This is a genomic window from Streptomyces sp. Y2F8-2, from assembly GCF_014905555.1.
In the GTDB taxonomy this organism is placed as follows: domain Bacteria; phylum Actinomycetota; class Actinomycetes; order Streptomycetales; family Streptomycetaceae; genus Streptomyces; species Streptomyces cynarae.
In genome coordinates this window covers 552,009-569,634 of sequence record NZ_BNGS01000005.1, presented here as the reverse complement: position 1 = coordinate 569,634, position 17,626 = coordinate 552,009, and the positions used below count along the sequence as shown (strand labels likewise).

Annotated in this window: 16 protein-coding genes and 2 pseudogenes; 13 read left to right on the top strand and 5 right to left on the bottom strand. The window is 73.1% G+C overall.

What is annotated here, in order from left to right; genetic code table 11:
* Nucleotides 1-23: 23 nt before the first annotated feature.
* The 3 genes from SY2F82_RS20200 (at nt 24) to SY2F82_RS20190 (ending at nt 3,792) form a co-directional block, all read left to right on the top strand.
* Nucleotides 24-1,865 carry a phosphatidylglycerol lysyltransferase domain-containing protein gene (locus SY2F82_RS20200; protein ID WP_374707185.1) on the top strand — a complete coding sequence of 614 codons (1,842 nt, stop codon included), beginning with the start codon at nt 24-26 and terminating at the stop codon, nt 1,863-1,865.
* A 155-nt stretch (nt 1,866-2,020) separates the two neighbouring features.
* The gene (locus tag SY2F82_RS20195) at nt 2,021-3,034 is read left to right on the top strand and encodes a permease (protein WP_200420495.1); all 1,014 of its coding nucleotides are present in this window, start codon (nt 2,021-2,023) and stop codon (nt 3,032-3,034) included.
* Nucleotides 3,031-3,792: a TIGR03943 family protein gene (locus SY2F82_RS20190; protein ID WP_200420494.1), complete on the top strand. Its 762-nt coding sequence runs from the start codon at nt 3,031-3,033 to the stop codon at nt 3,790-3,792. Before SY2F82_RS20195 ends, SY2F82_RS20190 begins: the two co-directional genes overlap by 4 nt.
* 61 nt (nt 3,793-3,853) lie before the next feature.
* Here the strand turns inward: SY2F82_RS20190 and SY2F82_RS20185 are convergent, their stop codons facing one another.
* The gene (locus tag SY2F82_RS20185; RefSeq protein ID WP_200420493.1) at nt 3,854-4,435 is read right to left on the bottom strand and encodes a TetR/AcrR family transcriptional regulator; all 582 of its coding nucleotides are present in this window, start codon (nt 4,433-4,435) and stop codon (nt 3,854-3,856) included.
* A gap of 305 nt (nt 4,436-4,740) precedes the next feature.
* On the opposite strand from SY2F82_RS20185, the gene SY2F82_RS20180 reads away from it, so the two are divergent.
* Complete coding sequence (locus SY2F82_RS20180) at nt 4,741-6,177, top strand: MFS transporter (protein ID WP_200420492.1); 1,437 nt, start codon at nt 4,741-4,743, stop codon at nt 6,175-6,177.
* A gap of 158 nt (nt 6,178-6,335) precedes the next feature.
* On the opposite strand, the gene SY2F82_RS20175 is transcribed toward SY2F82_RS20180, so the two are convergent.
* Nucleotides 6,336-6,950 (bottom strand): DNA polymerase ligase N-terminal domain-containing protein, encoded by a 615-nt coding sequence (locus SY2F82_RS20175; RefSeq protein WP_200420491.1) that lies wholly within the window; start codon nt 6,948-6,950, stop codon nt 6,336-6,338.
* An 89-nt stretch (nt 6,951-7,039) separates the two neighbouring features.
* Between SY2F82_RS20175 and SY2F82_RS20170 the strand changes: the two genes are divergently transcribed.
* Nucleotides 7,040-7,495: an RpiB/LacA/LacB family sugar-phosphate isomerase gene (locus SY2F82_RS20170; RefSeq protein ID WP_200420490.1), complete on the top strand. Its 456-nt coding sequence runs from the start codon at nt 7,040-7,042 to the stop codon at nt 7,493-7,495.
* Between the two features lie 22 nt (nt 7,496-7,517).
* Here SY2F82_RS20170 and SY2F82_RS20165 read toward each other — a convergent pair whose 3' ends face one another.
* Nucleotides 7,518-8,297 carry a CDP-alcohol phosphatidyltransferase family protein gene (locus SY2F82_RS20165; protein WP_200420489.1) on the bottom strand — a complete coding sequence of 260 codons (780 nt, stop codon included), beginning with the start codon at nt 8,295-8,297 and terminating at the stop codon, nt 7,518-7,520.
* A 107-nt stretch (nt 8,298-8,404) separates the two neighbouring features.
* Here SY2F82_RS20165 and SY2F82_RS20160 point away from each other — a divergent pair, with 107 nt between their 5' ends.
* From SY2F82_RS20160 to SY2F82_RS20140, 5 genes and pseudogenes are all read left to right on the top strand, one after another.
* Nucleotides 8,405-9,385 carry a zinc-binding alcohol dehydrogenase gene (locus SY2F82_RS20160; protein WP_200420488.1) on the top strand — a complete coding sequence of 327 codons (981 nt, stop codon included), beginning with the start codon at nt 8,405-8,407 and terminating at the stop codon, nt 9,383-9,385.
* 165 nt (nt 9,386-9,550) lie between these two features.
* On the top strand, nt 9,551-9,949 hold the full coding sequence (locus SY2F82_RS20155; protein ID WP_200420487.1) for a 6-carboxytetrahydropterin synthase: 399 nt from the start codon (nt 9,551-9,553) through the stop codon (nt 9,947-9,949).
* Entirely contained in the window at nt 9,946-11,157 is a 1,212-nt protein-coding gene (locus SY2F82_RS20150) for a glycosyltransferase family 4 protein (protein WP_374707184.1), read from the top strand. Before SY2F82_RS20155 ends, SY2F82_RS20150 begins: the two co-directional genes overlap by 4 nt.
* Nucleotides 11,154-12,086, top strand: coding sequence for a class I SAM-dependent methyltransferase (locus SY2F82_RS20145; RefSeq protein ID WP_200420486.1), 933 nt, complete (start codon nt 11,154-11,156; stop codon nt 12,084-12,086). The genes SY2F82_RS20150 and SY2F82_RS20145 overlap by 4 nt, the downstream gene beginning before the upstream one ends.
* Nucleotides 12,083-13,066 (top strand): annotated as a pseudogene (locus tag SY2F82_RS20140) (YbhN family protein); the annotation flags it as partial. The gene SY2F82_RS20145 and the pseudogene SY2F82_RS20140, both read left to right, overlap by 4 nt.
* A 215-nt stretch (nt 13,067-13,281) precedes the next feature.
* On the opposite strand, the gene SY2F82_RS20135 reads toward SY2F82_RS20140, so the two are convergent.
* Nucleotides 13,282-14,094, bottom strand: a complete 813-nt coding sequence (locus SY2F82_RS20135; protein WP_200420485.1) for a creatininase family protein — start codon at nt 14,092-14,094, stop codon at nt 13,282-13,284.
* 55 nt (nt 14,095-14,149) lie between these two features.
* On the opposite strand from SY2F82_RS20135, the gene ribA reads away from it, so the two are divergent.
* The 3 genes and pseudogenes from ribA (at nt 14,150) to SY2F82_RS20125 (ending at nt 16,099) form a co-directional block, all read left to right on the top strand.
* On the top strand, nt 14,150-14,833 hold the full coding sequence (ribA, locus tag SY2F82_RS20130; RefSeq protein WP_200420484.1) for a GTP cyclohydrolase II: 684 nt from the start codon (nt 14,150-14,152) through the stop codon (nt 14,831-14,833).
* 70 nt (nt 14,834-14,903) lie between these two features.
* Nucleotides 14,904-15,047, top strand: a pseudogene (locus tag SY2F82_RS39020) (sarcosine oxidase subunit beta); the annotation flags it as partial.
* Nucleotides 15,044-16,099 (top strand): saccharopine dehydrogenase, encoded by a 1,056-nt coding sequence (locus SY2F82_RS20125; protein WP_200420483.1) that lies wholly within the window; start codon nt 15,044-15,046, stop codon nt 16,097-16,099. The pseudogene SY2F82_RS39020 and the gene SY2F82_RS20125, both read left to right, overlap by 4 nt.
* 56 nt (nt 16,100-16,155) lie before the next feature.
* Here SY2F82_RS20125 and SY2F82_RS20120 read toward each other — a convergent pair whose 3' ends face one another.
* Nucleotides 16,156-17,412, bottom strand: a complete 1,257-nt coding sequence (locus tag SY2F82_RS20120; RefSeq protein ID WP_200420482.1) for a serine hydrolase — start codon at nt 17,410-17,412, stop codon at nt 16,156-16,158.
* Nucleotides 17,413-17,626 lie beyond the last annotated feature (214 nt).

Here is a 17,626-nt window from a genome sequence, read left to right as displayed (position 1 = left end):
TCTCGTCAAGGTGAGTCATCGCGGTGCCCCCACAGCAGCAAGCAGAGATCGTCCAGCAGCGCGCCCGGCGCCCGCAGGGCGCGGCGGGGGAGGGTCCCTCCCTGCCCGCGCGCCTCGGCCCCGGGGCGGCCGTCGCCACGGTCTGGTACCTGCGGCTGATGGCCCTGCTGAACATCGTGGCCGTCGTCTCGCTGCCCTTCCGCAAGGAGGTGCACGAGCACAACGGCGGTCAGTTCTTCACCCCGTACCTGGCCACCGCCGGACTGGTCTCGGCGGTCCTCGCCCTGTTCCTGGCCATGGTCATGCGGCGCCGCAAGCGGGCGGCCTGGATCGCGAACATCCTGCTCGCCGGCCCGCTGCTCGCGCTCTACGCGGCCGCCCTGACCCAGCACCAGTACAACCGGCACGTCTTCAACTGGATCTCCGCCCTGCTCACCGGCCTGTTCGTGGCCGCGCTGCTGCTCGGCCGCAAGGAGTTCCGGGCCTTGGGCGACCGCTCCAACCCCAAGCTGGCGCTGATCGTCGCCGCCTGCGGCATCGTCGTCAGCGGCGGCATCGGCACCCTGCTGGTGGACGCCACCAACAAGGCGCACAGCGAGGCCTCGGCCTCCCTCGCGGACAAGATCGTGTACGCGCTGCTGCGCGGCGTCAGCGTCGGGCCGCTCGCCGACCACATCGAGCACGTGCACGCCCCCCGCTGGGTGGACATCACCATCAACGTCCTGACCGCGGCGACCTTCCTCCTCGTCCTGTACGCCTGCTTCCGCGCGCCCCGCGGCCGCGAACTCCTCGGCGAGGAGGACGAGCGACGGCTGCGCGCACTGCTCGCCAAGCAGGGCGAGCGGGACTCCCTCGGCTACTTCGCGCTGCGCCGCGACAAGGCCGTGATCTGGTCCCCGAGCGGCAAGGCCGCCATCGCCTACCGGGTGGTCGGCGGTGTCACCCTCGCCTCCGGCGACCCGATCGGTGACCCCGAGGCCTGGCCCGGCGCCATCGAGGAATGGCTGGAGGAGGCCCGTAGGCACGCCTGGACGCCCGCCGTCATGGGCGCGAGTGAAGAGGCCGGCACGATCTACGCCCGGCACGGACTGGACGCCCTCGAACTGGGCGACGAGGCGATCGTGGAGGTCGCCGACTTCAGCCTCGAGGGACGCGCGATGCGGGTCGTGCGGCAGGCGCACAACCGGGTCCGGCGCGCCGGTTACACCGTGACGATCCGCCGCCACGAGGACATCCCCGAGTCCGAGATGGCCGAGCTGATCGAGAAGGCCGACCACTGGCGCGACGGCGCCACCGAGCGCGGCTTCTCCATGGCCCTCGGCCGCCTCGGCGACCCCGCCGACGGGTGCTGCATGATGCTGGAGTGCCGCGACAGCGAAGGCGAGCCACGGGCCGTGCTCAGCTTCGTCCCCTGGGGGGAGCACGGCCTCTCCCTCGACCTGATGCGCCGCGACCGCGACTGCGAGAACGGCCTGATGGAGTTCATGGTCATCGAGCTGCTGCTGCGCGCCCGCGACCTCGGCATCGAGCGGGTGTCGCTCAACTTCGCCATGTTCCGCGCCGTCTTCGAACGCGGCGCCCGCCTCGGCGCCGGCCCCGTACTGCGGCTGTGGCGCTCGGTGCTGACGTTCTTCTCCCGCTGGTGGCAGATCGAGTCCCTGTACCGGGCCAACGCCAAGTACCGGCCGGTCTGGGAGCCCCGCTTCCTGTTGTTCGAGAACACCCGCGACATACCGCGCATCGGTATCGCCAGCGCACGGGCCGAGGGCTTCCTGACCGTGCCGAGCCTGCCGTCCCTCTTCCGCCGCCGGCACGCCCCGGTCGCCGGGGGACAGCCGAAACCGGCGTACAGCAGCGGCCGGTGACCGGGGAAGGTCATCGAGCGGAAGGTCATCGAGCGGAAGGTCATTGAGCGGCAAAGTCCCGGGTCCGCGGTGAGACACCGCGCCCGGGACTTCGTATGGGTCGGGAGGGGGGAAGCCCCCCGCGCCGCCCGCTCCTTTCCGGAGGTACCCCGCCCGTGACCGTCGTCAAAGCACCTCCGGCCCCGGTCGACCGGGGCCACGACGAGGAGCCTGCACAGGGCTGGCAGTTCAACTCCTCCCTCGGCCTGACCCTGCTGCTGCTCGTGCTGGTCGTCGGGCAGGGCCCGATCCGCCGGGCGCTGGGTGCGCCGGTGATGCAGAGCTGGATGACCGTGTTCCTCGCGGTGGTCGTCCAGGCGCTGCCGTTCCTCGTGCTCGGCGTGCTGCTGTCCGCGGCGCTCGCGGTGTTCGTCCCGCCCTCGTTCTTCGCCCGCGCGCTGCCGAAGCGGCCCGCCCTCGCGGTGCCCGTCGCCGGGGTGGCCGGGGCGGTCCTGCCCGGCTGCGAATGCGCCTCGGTGCCGGTCGCCGGGGCGCTGGTCCGCCGGGGGGTGACGCCCGCGGCGGCGCTGGCCTTCCTGCTGTCCGCGCCCGCGATCAACCCGATCGTGCTGACCGCCACCGCCGTGGCCTTCCCCCGTGACCCGGAGATGGTCCTCGCCCGGTTCCTGGCGAGCCTGCTGGTGGCGTGCACGATGGGCTGGCTGTGGCAGCGGCTCGGCCGCACCGACTGGCTGCGGCCGCCGGCCCGGGCGTCGTACGAAGGGCAGAGCAAGGGGGCCGCGTTCTGGGGGTCCGTACGGCACGACGTGATGCACGCCGGGGGCTTCCTGGTCGTCGGCGCCATGGCCGCGGCGACCCTCAAGGCCGTTGCCCCTGCGAGCTGGCTGCGGACGGCGGCCGGCAACCCGGTGGTGGCGGTCCTCGCGCTCTCCGTGCTCGCGGTGCTGCTGTCCATCTGCTCCGAGGCCGACGCGTTCGTGGCGGCCTCGCTGTCGCAGTTCTCGCTGACCGCGCGGCTGGCGTTCCTGGTGGTCGGGCCGATGATCGACCTGAAGCTGTTCGCGATGCAGGCCGGCACCTTCGGCCGCTCCTTCGCGCTGCGGTTCGCACCCGCCACCTTCGCGCTGGCGGTCCTGGTGTCGGTCCTGACCGGGGCGGTGCTGCTGTGAACCGGCAGGCCCAAGCGGCCGTCCTGTTCCTGGTCGGCGGGGCGCTGCTGCACGCAGGGACCACCAGCCTGTACCTGCGCTACGTCAAGGCGGGCCTGCAGCCGCTGCTGCTCGCGGCCGGCGTCGTCCTGATCGTGGCGGCGGCCGCCACCTTCTGGTACGAGCTGCGCCGAGCGCGGGCGGCCCGGAAGGTTCCCGGCGGCGGCGAGGCGCACGACGAAGACGACGAGCACGAAGACGGCCACGCCCACCGCGAGCCGCGGATCTCCTGGCTCCTCGTGCTCCCCCTGTTCGCGCTCATCCTGGTCGCCCCGCCCGCGCTCGGCTCCTACAGCGCCGTGCGCTCCGGTACGGCCCTCCAGCAGCCCCTGGCCTATCCGGCCCTGCCGTCCGGCGACCCGGTCAGGCTCGGCCTGGTGGACTACGCGGGCCGCGCGGCGTACGGCCACGGACGCTCCCTCGGCGGCCGGAAGGTGGAGATCACCGGGTTCGTCGCCCTGGACCACACGGGGACGCCCTACCTGGTCCGCATGGCCCTCAACTGCTGCGCCGCCGACGCCCAGCCGGTCAAGATCGGCCTGACCGGCAAGCTGCCGCCCGTCCTGCAGCCGGACTCCTGGCTCGACGTCACCGGCACCTACACCGCGAAGCGCACCAAGGACCCCGTCAACGGCGGGATCATCCCCTACCTCGACGTCATACAGGCGAAGCCCGTCGCGACCCCCGGCGACCCGTACGACGAGAGCTGGAACAGCTGAGCGTGATCCGGCGCCTGAGCACGGTCAGGCGCCGGACGCCCGCACCCCGTCCAGGGCCACGTCAGGCGCCGGACGCCCGCACCCCGTCCAGGGCCACGGTCAGGACCCGGTCCCGCTGGGCGTCGTCCAGGAAGTTCGTCGCCGTGATGCCGGCGACCATCCGCAGCAGGTCGTCGAAGGTCATGTCCGGGCGCGCCTCGCCGGCCTGCTGCGCGCGCTCGAAGAGCGGGCCGCCCGCCCGGTACATGGACTCCCGGCAGGCCAGGAAGATCTCCGACTCGTCGTCCATCGCCTCGCGGATCGCCCGCTTGGTCACCGTGTAGTCCACGAACCGGCGCAGCCACGAGGTGAGCGCCTCCCACGGCTCACGGTCCGCGACCTCCTGAGCCACCCGGCACAGGTCGTTCACCTCGCCCGCGTAGACGCTCTCGAAGAGATGGCGGCGGGTGGGGAAGTTGCGGTACAGCGTGCCGATCCCGACGCCCGCGCGGCGCGCGACGTCCTCCAGGGACGCCTCCGCGCCGTGCTCCGCGAAGGCGTCGCGGGCGGCGGCGATCAGGGCGTCGTAGTTGCGGGCGGCGTCCTTACGGTGCGGCCGCTGGGACGCCACGATCTCACTGACGGGGAAGGGCGGGGTCGTCACTGCTGCCTCCCGAGGCCGGCCGGTTGAAGCGGAGGTGTGCCTCCGATAGAGTGGAGGAACACCTCCACTTTAGCAGTCGGGGTGCGCCCGCCCTGGGCGCGTGCGGCCGCACGCCCCCTCGTCGGCCTCGTACCCCCGACCTCGTACCGCGGGCCCTGCGTCGATCGCACCGCCCGCCCGTCTGTCCATCCGCTCCGCGACCGCTCCCCGCGGCCGTCGGCGTGCTCCACGCTGCCCTGCCGCACGACGGAGTCCTACGACCGCGGCCGGAAGATCTCGGCCGCGCCTGTTCGGAGAGGCTTTTCATGCCCCGGAAGTCCACCCGCCTCACCTTCGCGGTCCTCGCGACCGGTGCGGGCGTGTTCTCCATGTTGCAGTCCCTGATCGCGCCGGCCCTGCCGACCGTCCAGCACGCGCTGCACACCTCCCAATCCACCGCGACCTGGGTGATGACGGCGTACCTGCTGTCCGCCTCGGTCTTCACACCGATCCTCGGCCGGGTCGGCGACCTCGTCGGAAGGAAACGCACACTTGTCGCGGTGCTGCTGACGCTGCTGGCCGGCTGTCTGCTCGCCGCGCTCGCGCCGAACATCGGCGTGCTGATCGTCGCCCGTGTCGTCCAGGGCGCCGGCGGCGCGCTGTTCCCGCTGTCGTTCGGCATCATCCGGGACGAGTTCGCCCCGGCCGAGGTGAGCGGCAGCATCAGCAACCTGTCCGCCGTGATCGCCGCCGGTGGCGGCGTGGGCATCGTGGCGGCCGGTCCCATCGTCTCCGCGCTCGACTACCGCTGGCTGTTCTGGATCCCGGTCGCCGTCGTCGCCGTCACCACGCTGATCGCCGCGCGCTTCGTGCCCGAGTCGCCGAGCCGTGCCGAGGGACGCGTCAACTGGCTCGGTGCCGTTCTGCTGTCCGCGTGGCTGGTGGCGCTGTTGCTGCCACTCAGCCAGGCGACCAGGTGGGGCTGGGGATCGGCCCCGGTGATCGGTCTCTTCCTCGCGGCCGCCGTGCTGTTCGCGCTGTGGCTGTCGGCCGAGGCGCGTTCCCGCAGCCCGCTCATCGATCTGCGCGTCCTGCGGCTGCCCGCCGTGTGGACGACCAACACGGCCGCGCTGCTGTTCGGCGCGGGCATGTACGCGATCTGGTCCTTCCTGCCCGCCTTCGTGCAGACGCCCCGCGCCGCCGGATACGGCTTCGGTGCGTCCGTCACCGCGTCCGGGCTGCTCATGTTGCCCATGCTGGTGGCCATGTTCGTCTCGGGCGTGCTGAGCGGCCGCCTGGAGCCGGTGCTGGGAGCCAAGGCGCTGCTCACGGCGGGGGCTGCGCTGGGTGCGGTCGCCTGCGGGTTCCTCACCCTGTGGCACGACGCGCAGTGGCAGGTGGCCCTCGTCGCGGGCGTGTTCGGCTTCGGCATCGGACTGGCCTTCGCCTCCATGGCCAACCTGATCGTCGGCAGCGTTCCGGCCGAGCAGACCGGTGCGGCGACCGGAATGAACGCCAACATCCGGACGATCGGCGGCTCCATCGGCGCGGCGGTCACCAGTGTGCTGGTGACGGGTCGGTTGCAGCCGACGGGGCTGCCGTACGGCTCCGGGTACACGCACGGCTTCGGTCTGCTGGGGGTGCTGTGCCTCGGCGCTGCGCTGGCCGCGTTGCTGGTGCCCGGCAGGCGCGCGGTGCGCACCGAGGGTGCGCCGCGAGCCGCTGCGCGCCCGGAGCGGGAGGCTGCCACGTCGGGCACGTGACGTCGCCCGGCGGCCACCAGGTGGCCGGTGCCGGGGCGGGCCGGGGGGAGGGCTCGCTTTCGGCGCCGGCCGGTGCCTCCCCCAGAGGGGGTACCCCCGGCGCCCACCCGTGCCCGCTGCTCGCCGGGCAGCGTCTGGAGGAGGCCGCTGATGGCTCCTCACCTCTCACCGCCGTCCGCGGCCACCTGCGCGAGTGTGCGTCCACTGCGGACCGACCGGGCGCGGCGCGGGTCGGGCGTCCCGTGGCCGCCGGATCCCGCATGCCCCGCCTTCACCAGCAGCCAGGCCTCCTGCTCGCCGCCCCTCTCGCCACCGCGGAACCGGGTGAGCGCGTACTCGCCGTGCAGCTTCGCCCCGTTCAGCCGGAACGTGGCGTGCCCGCGCTCCAGCGACTCCTCGAAGGGCACGGGGCGCCCGCGCCGGTCGTGGCTGAGCGGCCGATAGGTGCCGCGGTCCCAGACGATCACGGTGCCGCCCCCGTACTCGCCGGCGGGAATGACGCCCTCGAAGTCCTCGTACTCCAGCGGATGGTCCTCGGTGGGCACGGCGAGCCGCTTGTCGCCGGGATCGGCGGACGGGCCCTTGGGGACGGACCAGGACTTCAGGACGTCGCCCACCTGGAGCCGGAAGTCGAAGTGCAGGGTGCTCGCGTCGTGGATCTGCACCACGAAGTGGGGCTCCGCGCCGGATGCCGCCGTGTCGCCCCGGGGCTCGGCGGTCCGGTCGAAGTCACGTTTGCCGCGGTACTCCCGCAGCCGATCGCTGCCGCCCACGTCCGGCTCCTTCCGCCTCGGTCCGGGAGCCGAGTACCCCGCAGCCCGGCGGAACCACCAGGTGGGCGCGAGCGGGTACCCTCCGAGACATGCGGATCTCCGTCTCCTCGGACATGGACGAACCCGTGGCCCGCAGCCTGGTCGCCGAACTGCGCGGCCGTGGCCACGAGGTGCTCACGCACGGTGCGCTGCGCGCCGGGGACGACCCGCAGTGGGCCGCGTGCTCCGAGGCGGCGGCCCGCGAGGTCGCCGACGGCACCTGCGACCAGGCGGTCGTGTGCTGCTGGACCGGCACCGGCGCGTCGATCGCCGCGAACAAGGTCCCGGGCGTACGGGCCGCGCTGTGCACGGACGCGTACTCGGCCGACGGCGCCCGCCGCTGGAACGACGCCAACGTGCTCGCGCTCAGCCTGCGTCTGACCTCCGAGCCGCTCCTGAAGGAGATCCTCGACGCCTGGTTCGCCGCCCGCCCCAGCGAGGACCCCGAGGACCGGGAGAACGTGGCCCGCATCGGACGGCTCGACGGCCCGAGGGCCACCTCCTGACGACCTGAAGCCATGGCGCCGGTCAGCCGCCCGCCACCAGTTCCGCGACCGGCTCCACCGCCACTTCGGCGGAGATCGCCACCGCGGTGCCGCCCCGCACGCTCCACAGCCACAGCACGTCCCGCCCGAACGACCACACCAGCGACGCCAGCGCGCACCCGACGACCGCCGCTCCCGCCGCATACGGCAGCAGCCCCGACGCGGCCACCAGCAGCGCGACGCCCTGCACCGCCGCCACCGTCTTGCGGGCCATGCTCGGCGGCAGTTCGCCGTTCAGCCACGGCAGCACCCGGGCCGCCGCGACGAACACGTACCGCATCGCCCCGATCAGCAGCACCCACGGGCCCAGTGCCATCGACACGTACACGCTCAGCACCAGGATCAGGAACGCGTCGACCTCCATGTCGAAACGCGCGCCCAACGCGGTCGACGTGCCCGTGCGGCGGGCCACCTTGCCGTCCACGCCGTCCAGGATCAGCGCCACCGCCGTCAGCCCCACGAACACCGTCACCGGTGGCGCGCTCTCGAACGAGTCCGCGACCAGCGCGGTCACCCCGCCCACCAGAATGGCCCGGCCCAGCGTCACCCGGTTGGCCGGGCCGAACGAGCTGAGCCGGGAGCGGAGCACGGCCCGGGTGAGCACGGCCCAGGTGGCGAGCGCGAACGCCAGGCCCGTCAGCCAGCCGGCCGGACCCATGCCGATCGCCGTGCCCAGCAAGGTCAGCAGCAGTACCTGCACGCCCGCCCCCACGGTCGTCTCCTGCTGCAAGAGCCTCGCCTCGTATGTGTGGTTCAGGGCCACCGCTCACCCTCCGGCCAAGTGACAGATTCGATCTTCGCGCGTACCTTGTGCGCGACTTCTCGTAGCTGCGTACGTGGTGAAACGCCGGATCGTTCAGGGAGACGCACATGGACCTCACAGCTCGCGCCTTCTGGCTGCGCTCGCCGGGCCACGGGGAGCTGCGTGACGTGGAGCTGCCGAAGCCCGGCGACGGCGAGGTGCTGGTGCGCGCGCTGTACTCCGGTGTCAGCCGCGGCACCGAGACCCTCGTCTTCCGCGGCGGTGTGCCGCAGAGCCAGCACGCCGCCATGCGTGCCCCGTTCCAGGAGGGCGACTTCCCGGCCCCCGTGAAGTACGGCTATCTGAGTGTCGGGCAGGTGGAGCAGGGGCCGGACGAGCTGGTCGGGCGGACCGTCTTCTGCCTGTATCCGCACCAGAGCCGGTACGTCGTCCCCGCCTCGGCCGTCACCGTCGTGCCCGACGCCGTGCCCGCCCACCGCGCCATCCTGGCCGGCACCGTCGAGACCGCCGTCAACGCCCTGTGGGACGCGGGCCCGCAGCTCGGCGACCGGATCGCGGTCGTCGGCGGCGGCATGGTCGGATGCTCCGTCGCCGCCCTCCTCGCCCGCCACCCCGGCGTCCGCGTCCAGCTCGTCGACGCCGACCCGGAGCGCGCCGCGACCGCCCGCGCGCTCGGCGTCGGCTTCGCCCTGCCCGAGGGCGCCCTCGGCGACTGCGACCTCGTCGTCCACGCCAGCGCCAGTGAACAGGGGCTCGTACGCTCCCTGGAACTCCTCGCGCCGGAGGGCACCGTCGTCGAACTCAGCTGGTACGGCGACCGGCGCGTCACCCTGCCGCTCGGTGAGGCCTTCCACTCCCGCCGCCTCACGATCCGCAGCAGCCAGGTCGGCACCGTCTCGCCGCGCGCCCGCACCGGACGTGACTACGCCGACCGCATGGCCCTCGCCCTCGACCTGCTCGCCGACCCCGCCTTCGACGCGCTCGTCACCGGCGAGTCCCCCTTCGAAGACCTCCCCGACGTGCTGCCACGCCTCACCCGTGGTGAGCTCAAGGGGTTGTGCCACCGCATCCTGTATCCCACCGACTGAGTCCCGCCCCGCCCGAGTTGCCCGACCTTGGGGGGAACTCCCAAGGAACTCCCAAGGAACCTCCGAACAAGGAGAACGGGCAGCTGAACAACGCGGAGGGGTCAGCCGTACTACACGGCATACCCCGGAAGGGGACCAGACGCACCGCACCTGGAGGGTCGTCCGTTGTTCAGCATCACCGTCCGCGATCACCTGATGATCGCCCACAGCTTCCGCGGCGAGGTCTTCGGACCCGCGCAGCGCCTGCACGGAGCGACGTTCCTCGTGGACGCCACCTTCCGCCGCGCCGAGCTGGACGACGACAACATCGTCGTCGACATCGGACTGGCCACGCAGGAGCTGGGCGCGGTGGTGAGCGAGCTCAACTACCGCAACCTCGACAACGAACCGGACTTCGCGAACATCAACACCTCGACGGAGTTCCTGGCCAAGGTGATCGCCGACCGCCTCGCCGAACGGATCCACAAGGGCGCCCTGGGCGAGAACGCCCGCGGAATCGCCGGCATCACCGTCACGCTGCACGAGTCGCACATCGCCTGGGCGAGTTACGAGCGTGCCCTGTGACCGACACGACCATCGACCACGCGTCCGTGCACACCGCCGGGCAGCCGGCCCAGCCCCGTCTGGGCTATGTGCCCGTGCAGAACACGGCCCTCAGGAACGCCGACATCATCCCCATGTCCCTGCGCACCGTGCACTTCGTGATGCCGGGCGGCGTCGACGACCCGGCAACCCCCAGCGGCGGCAACGCCTACGACCGCCGGGTCTGCCTGGACCTGCCCGGCTTCGGCTGGCAGGTGGAAAGGCACCTGGTCGAGGGCTCCTGGCCCCGGCCCGGCGCGCAGGCGAGGGCCGAACTCGCCCGTACACTGCGGGACCTGCCCGACGGCACGGTCGTCCTGCTCGACGGCCTGGTCGCCTGCGGCGTCCCCGACATCGTCGTACCCGAGGCCGAACGTCTCTGCCTCGCCGTCCTGGTGCACCTGCCGCTCGGCGACGAGACCGGTCTCGACCCCGGGACCGCGGCCGAACTGGACGCCGAGGAGCGCGCCACCCTGCGGGCCGTGCCCGCCGTGATCGCCACCAGCGACTGGGCCGTGCGCCGGCTCGTCTCCCACCACGGTCTCGCCCCCGAGCGGGTCCATGTCGCAGCCCCCGGCGCCGACATCGCGCCCCTCGCCCCCGGCACCGACGGCGTCTCCCGGCTGCTGTGCGTCGCCGCCGTGACCCCCCGCAAGGGGCAGCACCGGCTCATCGAGGCCCTCGCCGCGGTCAAGGACCTGCCGTGGACCTGCGTGTGCGTCGGCGGGCTCGGCCACGACCCGGCGTACGTGGAGCGGCTGCGCGCCCTCATCGACGAACACGGCCTGGCGGACCGGCTGCACCTGGCCGGACCGCGGTCCGGTGCCGAACTCGAGGCGAGCTACGCCTCCGCCGACCTCATGGTCCTCACCTCGTACGCCGAGACGTACGGCATGGCCGTCACCGAGGCCCTGGCGCGCGGCATCCCGGTCCTCGCCACCGATGTCGGCGGCCTGCCCGAGGCGGTGGGGCGCGCGCCGGACGGCGGGGTGCCCGGCATCCTCGTCCCGCCGGAGGACCCCGCCGCGATCGCCGCCGAGCTGCGCGGCTGGTTCGGCGAGGCGGACGTACGGCGCCGGCTCAAGGCCGCCGCGCGCGGCCGCCGGGCGGCACTGGACGGTTGGGCGACCACGGCACGCAGCCTGGCGGGTGTGCTGGGCCGGCTGCACGATCCTCGGAGGGCGGCATGAGCACGGGTACGACATCGGAGGCGGGGTCCGAGACGTCCGCGGAACCGGGGCCCGGGGTGCTCCCCGCGATCCCCGCGCCCGGCGGCGGCGAGACCGAGGTGCCGCGATACGCCCCGCAGTGGCTGAGGCTGCGGGAGCCCGCCGACGCGGAGGCGCGGGCGCACGAACTGCTCGACCCGCTGCGGATCCGCCTCGCGAACCGGCCCGGGCACGGCACCGAGCTGATCGTGCACGACCTGGGCTGCGGCACCGGTTCCATGGGCCGCTGGCTCGCCCCGCTGCTCGACGGCCCCCAGCACTGGGTGCTGCACGACCGTGACCCCTACCTGCTGCACTTCGCCTCGGTGGGGGCGCCCCGCGCGGCGGCCGACGACAGCCCGGTGACGGTCACCACCCAGCGCGGCGACATCGGACGGCTCACCCCGGACGCGCTGACCGGGGCGTCGCTGGTGACCGCGTCCGCGCTGCTGGACGTGCTCACCGCCGAGGAGATCGACACGCTCGCCCGGGCCTGCGTGGGCGCGGGCTGCCCGGCGCTGCTGACGCTGTCCGTCGTGGGCCGCGTGGAACTGGCGCCCGAGCACCCCCTGGACCGGGAGATCAGCGAGGCGTTCAACGCCCACCAGCGGCGCGGTGACCTCCTCGGCCCCGACGCGTTGGGCGCGGCCTGCGAGGCCTTCGACCGGCTCGGCGCGAGCGTACGGGTCCATCCGAGCCCCTGGCGACTGGGCGCCGAGCAGCGGGAGTTGACGCAGGAGTGGCTGCGCGGCTGGGTCGGTGCTGCCGTGGAGCAGCGCCCCGACCTCGCGCCCCGCGCAGAGACGTATCTGCCTGACCGCCTGGCCGCCTGCGCGGCGGGCGATCTGCGCGTGACGGTCCACCACAGCGACGTACTGGTCCTGCCCCGCCCGACGGGAGGCGCGCGATGACGACGCGGACGGCGGCCTTGGCGACGGCTGCGGAGGAGATGCGCGTGCCCGTGACGGAAACCGTCCCCGCGGCGGTCGCCGCCCACACCGGGGCACCCCCGCGCCGCCGGGTCCTGCGCGCCCTGCGCACCCACTTCGGGACCGTCGCCGGGGCGCTCATCCTCGGGGTGCTGCTGTGGCGGCTCGGGACCGGGGTGCTGCTCGACGGGCTGCGGCGGATCGATGTGCCGACCCTTCTCGCCGGGCTCGGGATCGGCGCGCTGACCACCGTGTTCAGCGCCTGGCGCTGGTGCCGGGTCGCCCACGCGCTCGGCATGAGGCTGCCGTTCGGCGCCGCCGTCGCCGACTACTACCGCGCCCTGTTCCTCAACGCGGCGCTCCCCGGCGGCGTCCTCGGCGACGTGCACCGCGCGGTGCGGCACGGGCAGAGCGCCGGTGACGTCGGCCGCGGTGTCCGCGCCGTGGTCCTGGAACGCGCCGCCGGCCAGGTCGCCCTGGTGGCGGTGGGCGTACCGGTCCTGCTCACGCTGCCCTCGCCGGTGCTCACCCAGGCCCGTCATCTGGCCGGCCTGACGGCGCTCGCCACGCTCGGTGCGCTCGCCATCGTCGTGGCCGTCCGCATGGGCCGCACCCCCCGCCCCTCGCGCCGACGCCGGGCTCTCGGCGCCGCGCTCACCGAGGCGCGCACCGCCCTGCTGGCGCGGGGGAGTTGGCCCTCCGTCCTGCTGTCGTCCGTCGTCGTGCTCGCCGGTCACCTGCTGATGTTCCTGGTGGCCGCGCGGGTCGCCGGATCGCACGCCTCTCCGGTCACGCTGCTGCCCCTGGCCCTGCTCGCGCTCATCGCGATGGGCCTGCCGCTGAACATCGGCGGCTTCGGCCCCCGGGAGGGCGTCACCGCCTGGGCCTTCGGCGCGGCGGGCCTCGGCGCGGACACCGGGCTGGGCGTCGCGGTCCTCTACGGCGTCCTCAGCTTCGTGGCGAGCCTGCCCGGCCTGCTCGTCCTCCTCGCCCGCTGGTACACGGGTCTGCGGCACCCGCGCACCGCGACGGAGAACGCCGCCGAGGAGGACCAGGCCCCCGCGGCACCCTCCCGGCCCCCCGTACCGGGCGCGGAGCGTTTCCCCCACGCGCTCCGCGCCCCCCGTCCGCACACCCGCCGCGGCCGATACGCCCCCGCGCCCTTCCTGACGCGGGGTCACCGCCGATGTGTCACACCGTCCTCGTCGCCGTCCGACCCGACCAGGGAGAAATACGGCTCGAAGGACTCCGCGAGCGTCGCGAGCAACTGCTTCCCCTTGTCCGCGGAAGCCAGTGAAGGACGCCCGATGACACCGGACTCCGTATAGGCCGACATGCCGAGGGTGAGCAGATGCCGTCGGTCGTCGGCGATGAAATCCGTGGTCTCGTAACCAGGCCTGACCAATTCGGGATGACAGTGCAGAAGAATGGAGGTCTCGATTTCCCCGGCATGCATGTCGCTGAGCAGCGAGGTGCGCACCCCGGCCCGTTCCCGGGCCGCCTCCCAGTCCTCCGGGGCCGGGAAAAGCGCCATCCGCACACCGCTGCCCGAGGAATCCCGGACGGCATTGCCCTCCTGGACGACATTGCCGAGGACGTAATTACCGCCGTGACCGTTGACCAGGACCAGGGCCTGAACGCCCGAGCGTTCGAGCGACGCGGCGATGTCCCGTACCACCGCATGGAGAGTGACGGAGGAGATGCTCACCGTTCCCGGCCACGCCGCGTGCTCGTGCGAGCAGGAGATCGTCACCGGAGGAAGGAGGTGAACCGGATACGCGGCGGCCAGCTCGCGGGCGATCGCGCAGGCGACCAGCGTGTCGGTCGCCAACGGAAGGTACGGGCCGTGCTGTTCGAAACTGCCCACGGGAAGGACGGCCACCTGACGGTGCGGGCCCTTCGCCCGCTCCCGCACGTCCCGCGAGGTGTCCGACGGCAGCACACCCGCGGTGTGGCCCCCGGCAGTGTCCGCAGTTCCCGAACCGCTCATCACTTCACGGCCTTTCGTCTCGTACCGCCTGCGCTTACCAGATAGGAATCAGATCATGACAGACATTGACGGCGTGCTCGGCGGGAATGCCCCCTCGGGAGTCACCCGGATCGCGAACGTGCCCACCGGGGTCACCCGAGTCGTGAATGCGCCCCTGCCCACCAAGTACGGTGATTTCCAGGCCGTCGGCTACCTCGACCACGACCGCGGCGACGAACAAGTGGCGCTGGTGTACGGCGACATCGAGGAAGAGGGCATGCTCGTCCGCCTGCATTCCGAGTGCCTGACCGGGGACGCCTTCGGGTCCACGCACTGCGAGTGCGGGCCCCAGCTCTCCACCGCCCTCAGGCAGGTCGTGGCCGAGGGCCGCGGCATCGTCGTCTATCTGCGCGGCCACGAGGGCCGCGGCATCGGCCTGCTGGCCAAACTGCGCGCGATGAAGCTCCAGTCGGAGGGCCTGGACACCGTCGAGGCCAACCTCGCCCTCGGTCTGCCGGTGGACGCCCGCGACTACCGGGTCGCCGCGGACATCCTGCACGACCTCGGCGTACGGTCCGTGCGCCTGCTCTCCAACAACCCGCGCAAGCGGGAGGCGCTGCTGCGGCACGGCATCAAGGTCGACGAGCAGGTGTCGCTGCTGATACCGCCGTGCGAGAACAACATCACCTACCTGCGCACCAAGCGGGAGCGGCTCGACCACTACCTGCCGCACCTGGACGCGGTGGTGCAGTCCTCGTGAGCGGCCCGCGCGGCGGCCGTCCGGCGCCGGCCGCCGCGCAGCCCGCCCCCGTCGGCCCACCGAGCGCGGCGGCCACGGCATCCCGCTGGGACCCGCCGTCGGCGAGATCCTGAGGGATCTCCTCCCGGGGCGCGTACCCTTCGTCGACGTCAGCCCCGTGAGCGTCGGACGCTTCGCCGCCGACGCCCCGCGCCCGGAGGTCAACCGCGTATGACCGCACTCCACCTGTGGCTCCGCCACGAGTCCCGTACCACCGAACGGCGCACACCGATCGTGCCGTCCGACGCCCGGCGCCTGGTCGAGAGCGGCGTGACCGTGACGGTCGAGGACTCCCCGCAGCGGGTGTTCCCGGCCGAGGCGTACGAGCAGGTGGGCTGCCGTGTCGCCGAGCCGGGCTCCTGGGTGTCGGCGCCGCCCGAGGCGCTGATCGCCGGGCTGAAGGAACTGCCCGAGGAGCCTTCCGCGTTGGTCCACCGTCACCTGTTCTTCGGGCATGCCTTCAAGGGGCAGCCGGGCGCAGAGGCCCTGCTGCGCCGGTTCGTCGCCGGCGGTGGCGCCCTGCTGGACCTGGAGTACCTGGTGGACGAGGACGGGCGGCGGCTCGTCGCGTTCGGCTACTGGGCCGGATACCTGGGCGCCGCCCTCGCCCTGCTCCAGCACCAGGGCCGGTTGACCGCGCCGCTGCGGCCGACGTCCAAGGAGGAGCTGGACGAACGACTGCGCGCCGCCTCGGGCGAGGTGCGGGCGCTCGTGATCGGCGCCCTCGGCCGCAGCGGGCGCGGCGCCCGGGTCGCGCTCGGTGTCGCGGGCGCCGACCCCACGTGCTGGGATCTGGCCGAGACCCGGAACCTGGACCGTCAGGCCCTGCTCGCCCACGAGCTGATGGTCAACACCGTCCTGACGACCCGGCCCGTCCCGCCCTTCCTGACGGACAAGGACCTCGACGACCCCGGACGCCGGCTGCGCACCCTGTGCGACGTGACGGCCGACGTCGGCTCGCCCCTGAACCTCCTGCCGGTCTACGACACCGCGACCGACTGGGACCATCCGGTACGCCGGCTGCGTGAGCACCCCGTGCTCGACCTGATCGCCATCGACAACCTCCCGTCCCTGCTGCCCCTGGAGGCCAGCACCGACTTCTCGGCCGCGCTCACCCCGCTGCTGCTGGAATTCGAGGTGGGCGGCGCCTGGGGCCGCTGCCGGGAGTACTTCGACGCGGCGGTCCGGGCACTCGGTGCCGGGGGAGAGGGGCGGGGCGAGGTCTGAGTCCTCGACGTACGGGCCGGACCGGTGCATGCCTGGCGGGGCCGCCATCTGCCGGACTACCTGCCGGACCTCGCCGCGGACCCGACCCTTCCCGGCAGGGCCTCGTGCACGAGCTGCTTCAGCTCCGGGTACACCGTGTGCGAGCCGGTGGGCCGCAGCTGGGTGAGGAACTGGACCGTCAGGTCGTGCTGCGGGTCCACCCAGAACGTGGTGGTGGCCACCCCGCTCCAGCCGAACGCGCCCCGCACCGCCGGGGACCGGGTGAGTTCCGGGTCGGTGACGACGGAGACGCCCAGACCGAAACCGAGGCCCGCCCTGCCGGGCTCGCGGTGCACCCGGCTGCCGTACGACCGCAGATCGGCGTCGCCCGGGAGGTGGTTCGAGGTCATCGCGGTGACCGTGTCGGGGGCCAGCAGCCGGGCGCCGTCCAGTTCGCCGCGGCGCCGCAGGAACTCCATGAAGCGGTGGTAGTCGTACGCCGACGCCACCATGCCGCCGCTGCCCGAGAGGAAACGGGGCCGTCCGTGCAGCGGCAGACCCGGGATCGGGGTGATGCCGCCGCTCTCCGTCTCGCCGTACAGCTCCGCGAGGCGCGGCGCCCGGTCCTCGGTGACGTGCAGGCCCGCGTCGTCCATGCCCAGCGGCCCGAAGACGCGTTCGGCGAGGAAGGCGTCCAGGTCCTGACCCGAGGCGACCTCGACCAGCCGGCCCAGGACGTTGGTCGCCACCGAGTAGTTCCACTGCGTGCCCGGCTCGAACTGGAGCGGCAGCCGCGCGTACACCTCACAGGTCTCGGCGAGGTCCGTGCCGGGCACCACGGACGAGTCGATGCCCGCCTCCCGGTACAGCGCGTCCACGGGATGCGAGTGGTAGAAGCCGAACGTCAGGCCGGCGGTGTGCGTGAGCAGATGGCGGACCAGGATGGGCCCCTGTGCGGGGCGGGTCCGGACGGCCGGGCCGGTGCCGTCGACGTACACCCGCGGCTCGGCGAACGCCGGCAGGAAGTCGGCGACGGGCGTGTCCAGCCCGAAGCGGCCCTCCTCCATCAGGATCAGCGCGGCGACGGACGTGACCGGTTTGGTCATCGAGTACATCCGCCACAAGGTGTCGGTCTCCACCGCGAGCCGCTCGGCGACGTCCCGGTGTCCGTACGTGGTGAGGTGGGCTATGCGGCCGTGCCGGGAGAGGGCCACCAGGTAGCCGGGCAGCCGGCCGTCGTCGACCTGGTGTGCGAAGTGCTGGTCGAGGCGGGCCAGCGCCTTCGGGTCGAGGCCGACCTCCTCCGGCTCGACCTCCTGCCGCAGGTGTCCCATCGTTCTCCTCCGGTCCTCCCGGTGCGGTCCCGGGCTTCCGGGTCCAACCTTTCATGCTCCGCCGCCGAACCGGGGCCGGTCCCTCCTTGGCGGAGCGGTCCGCCCCGGGGCGGGGCCGAGCACCCTCCTGCAGCAGGTATCTGCTCAATACCCAGCTGATGCCGGGTGCCACCCCGATCGTCGCGCTGCCCCGGCGCAGAGGGTGTCCACCAGA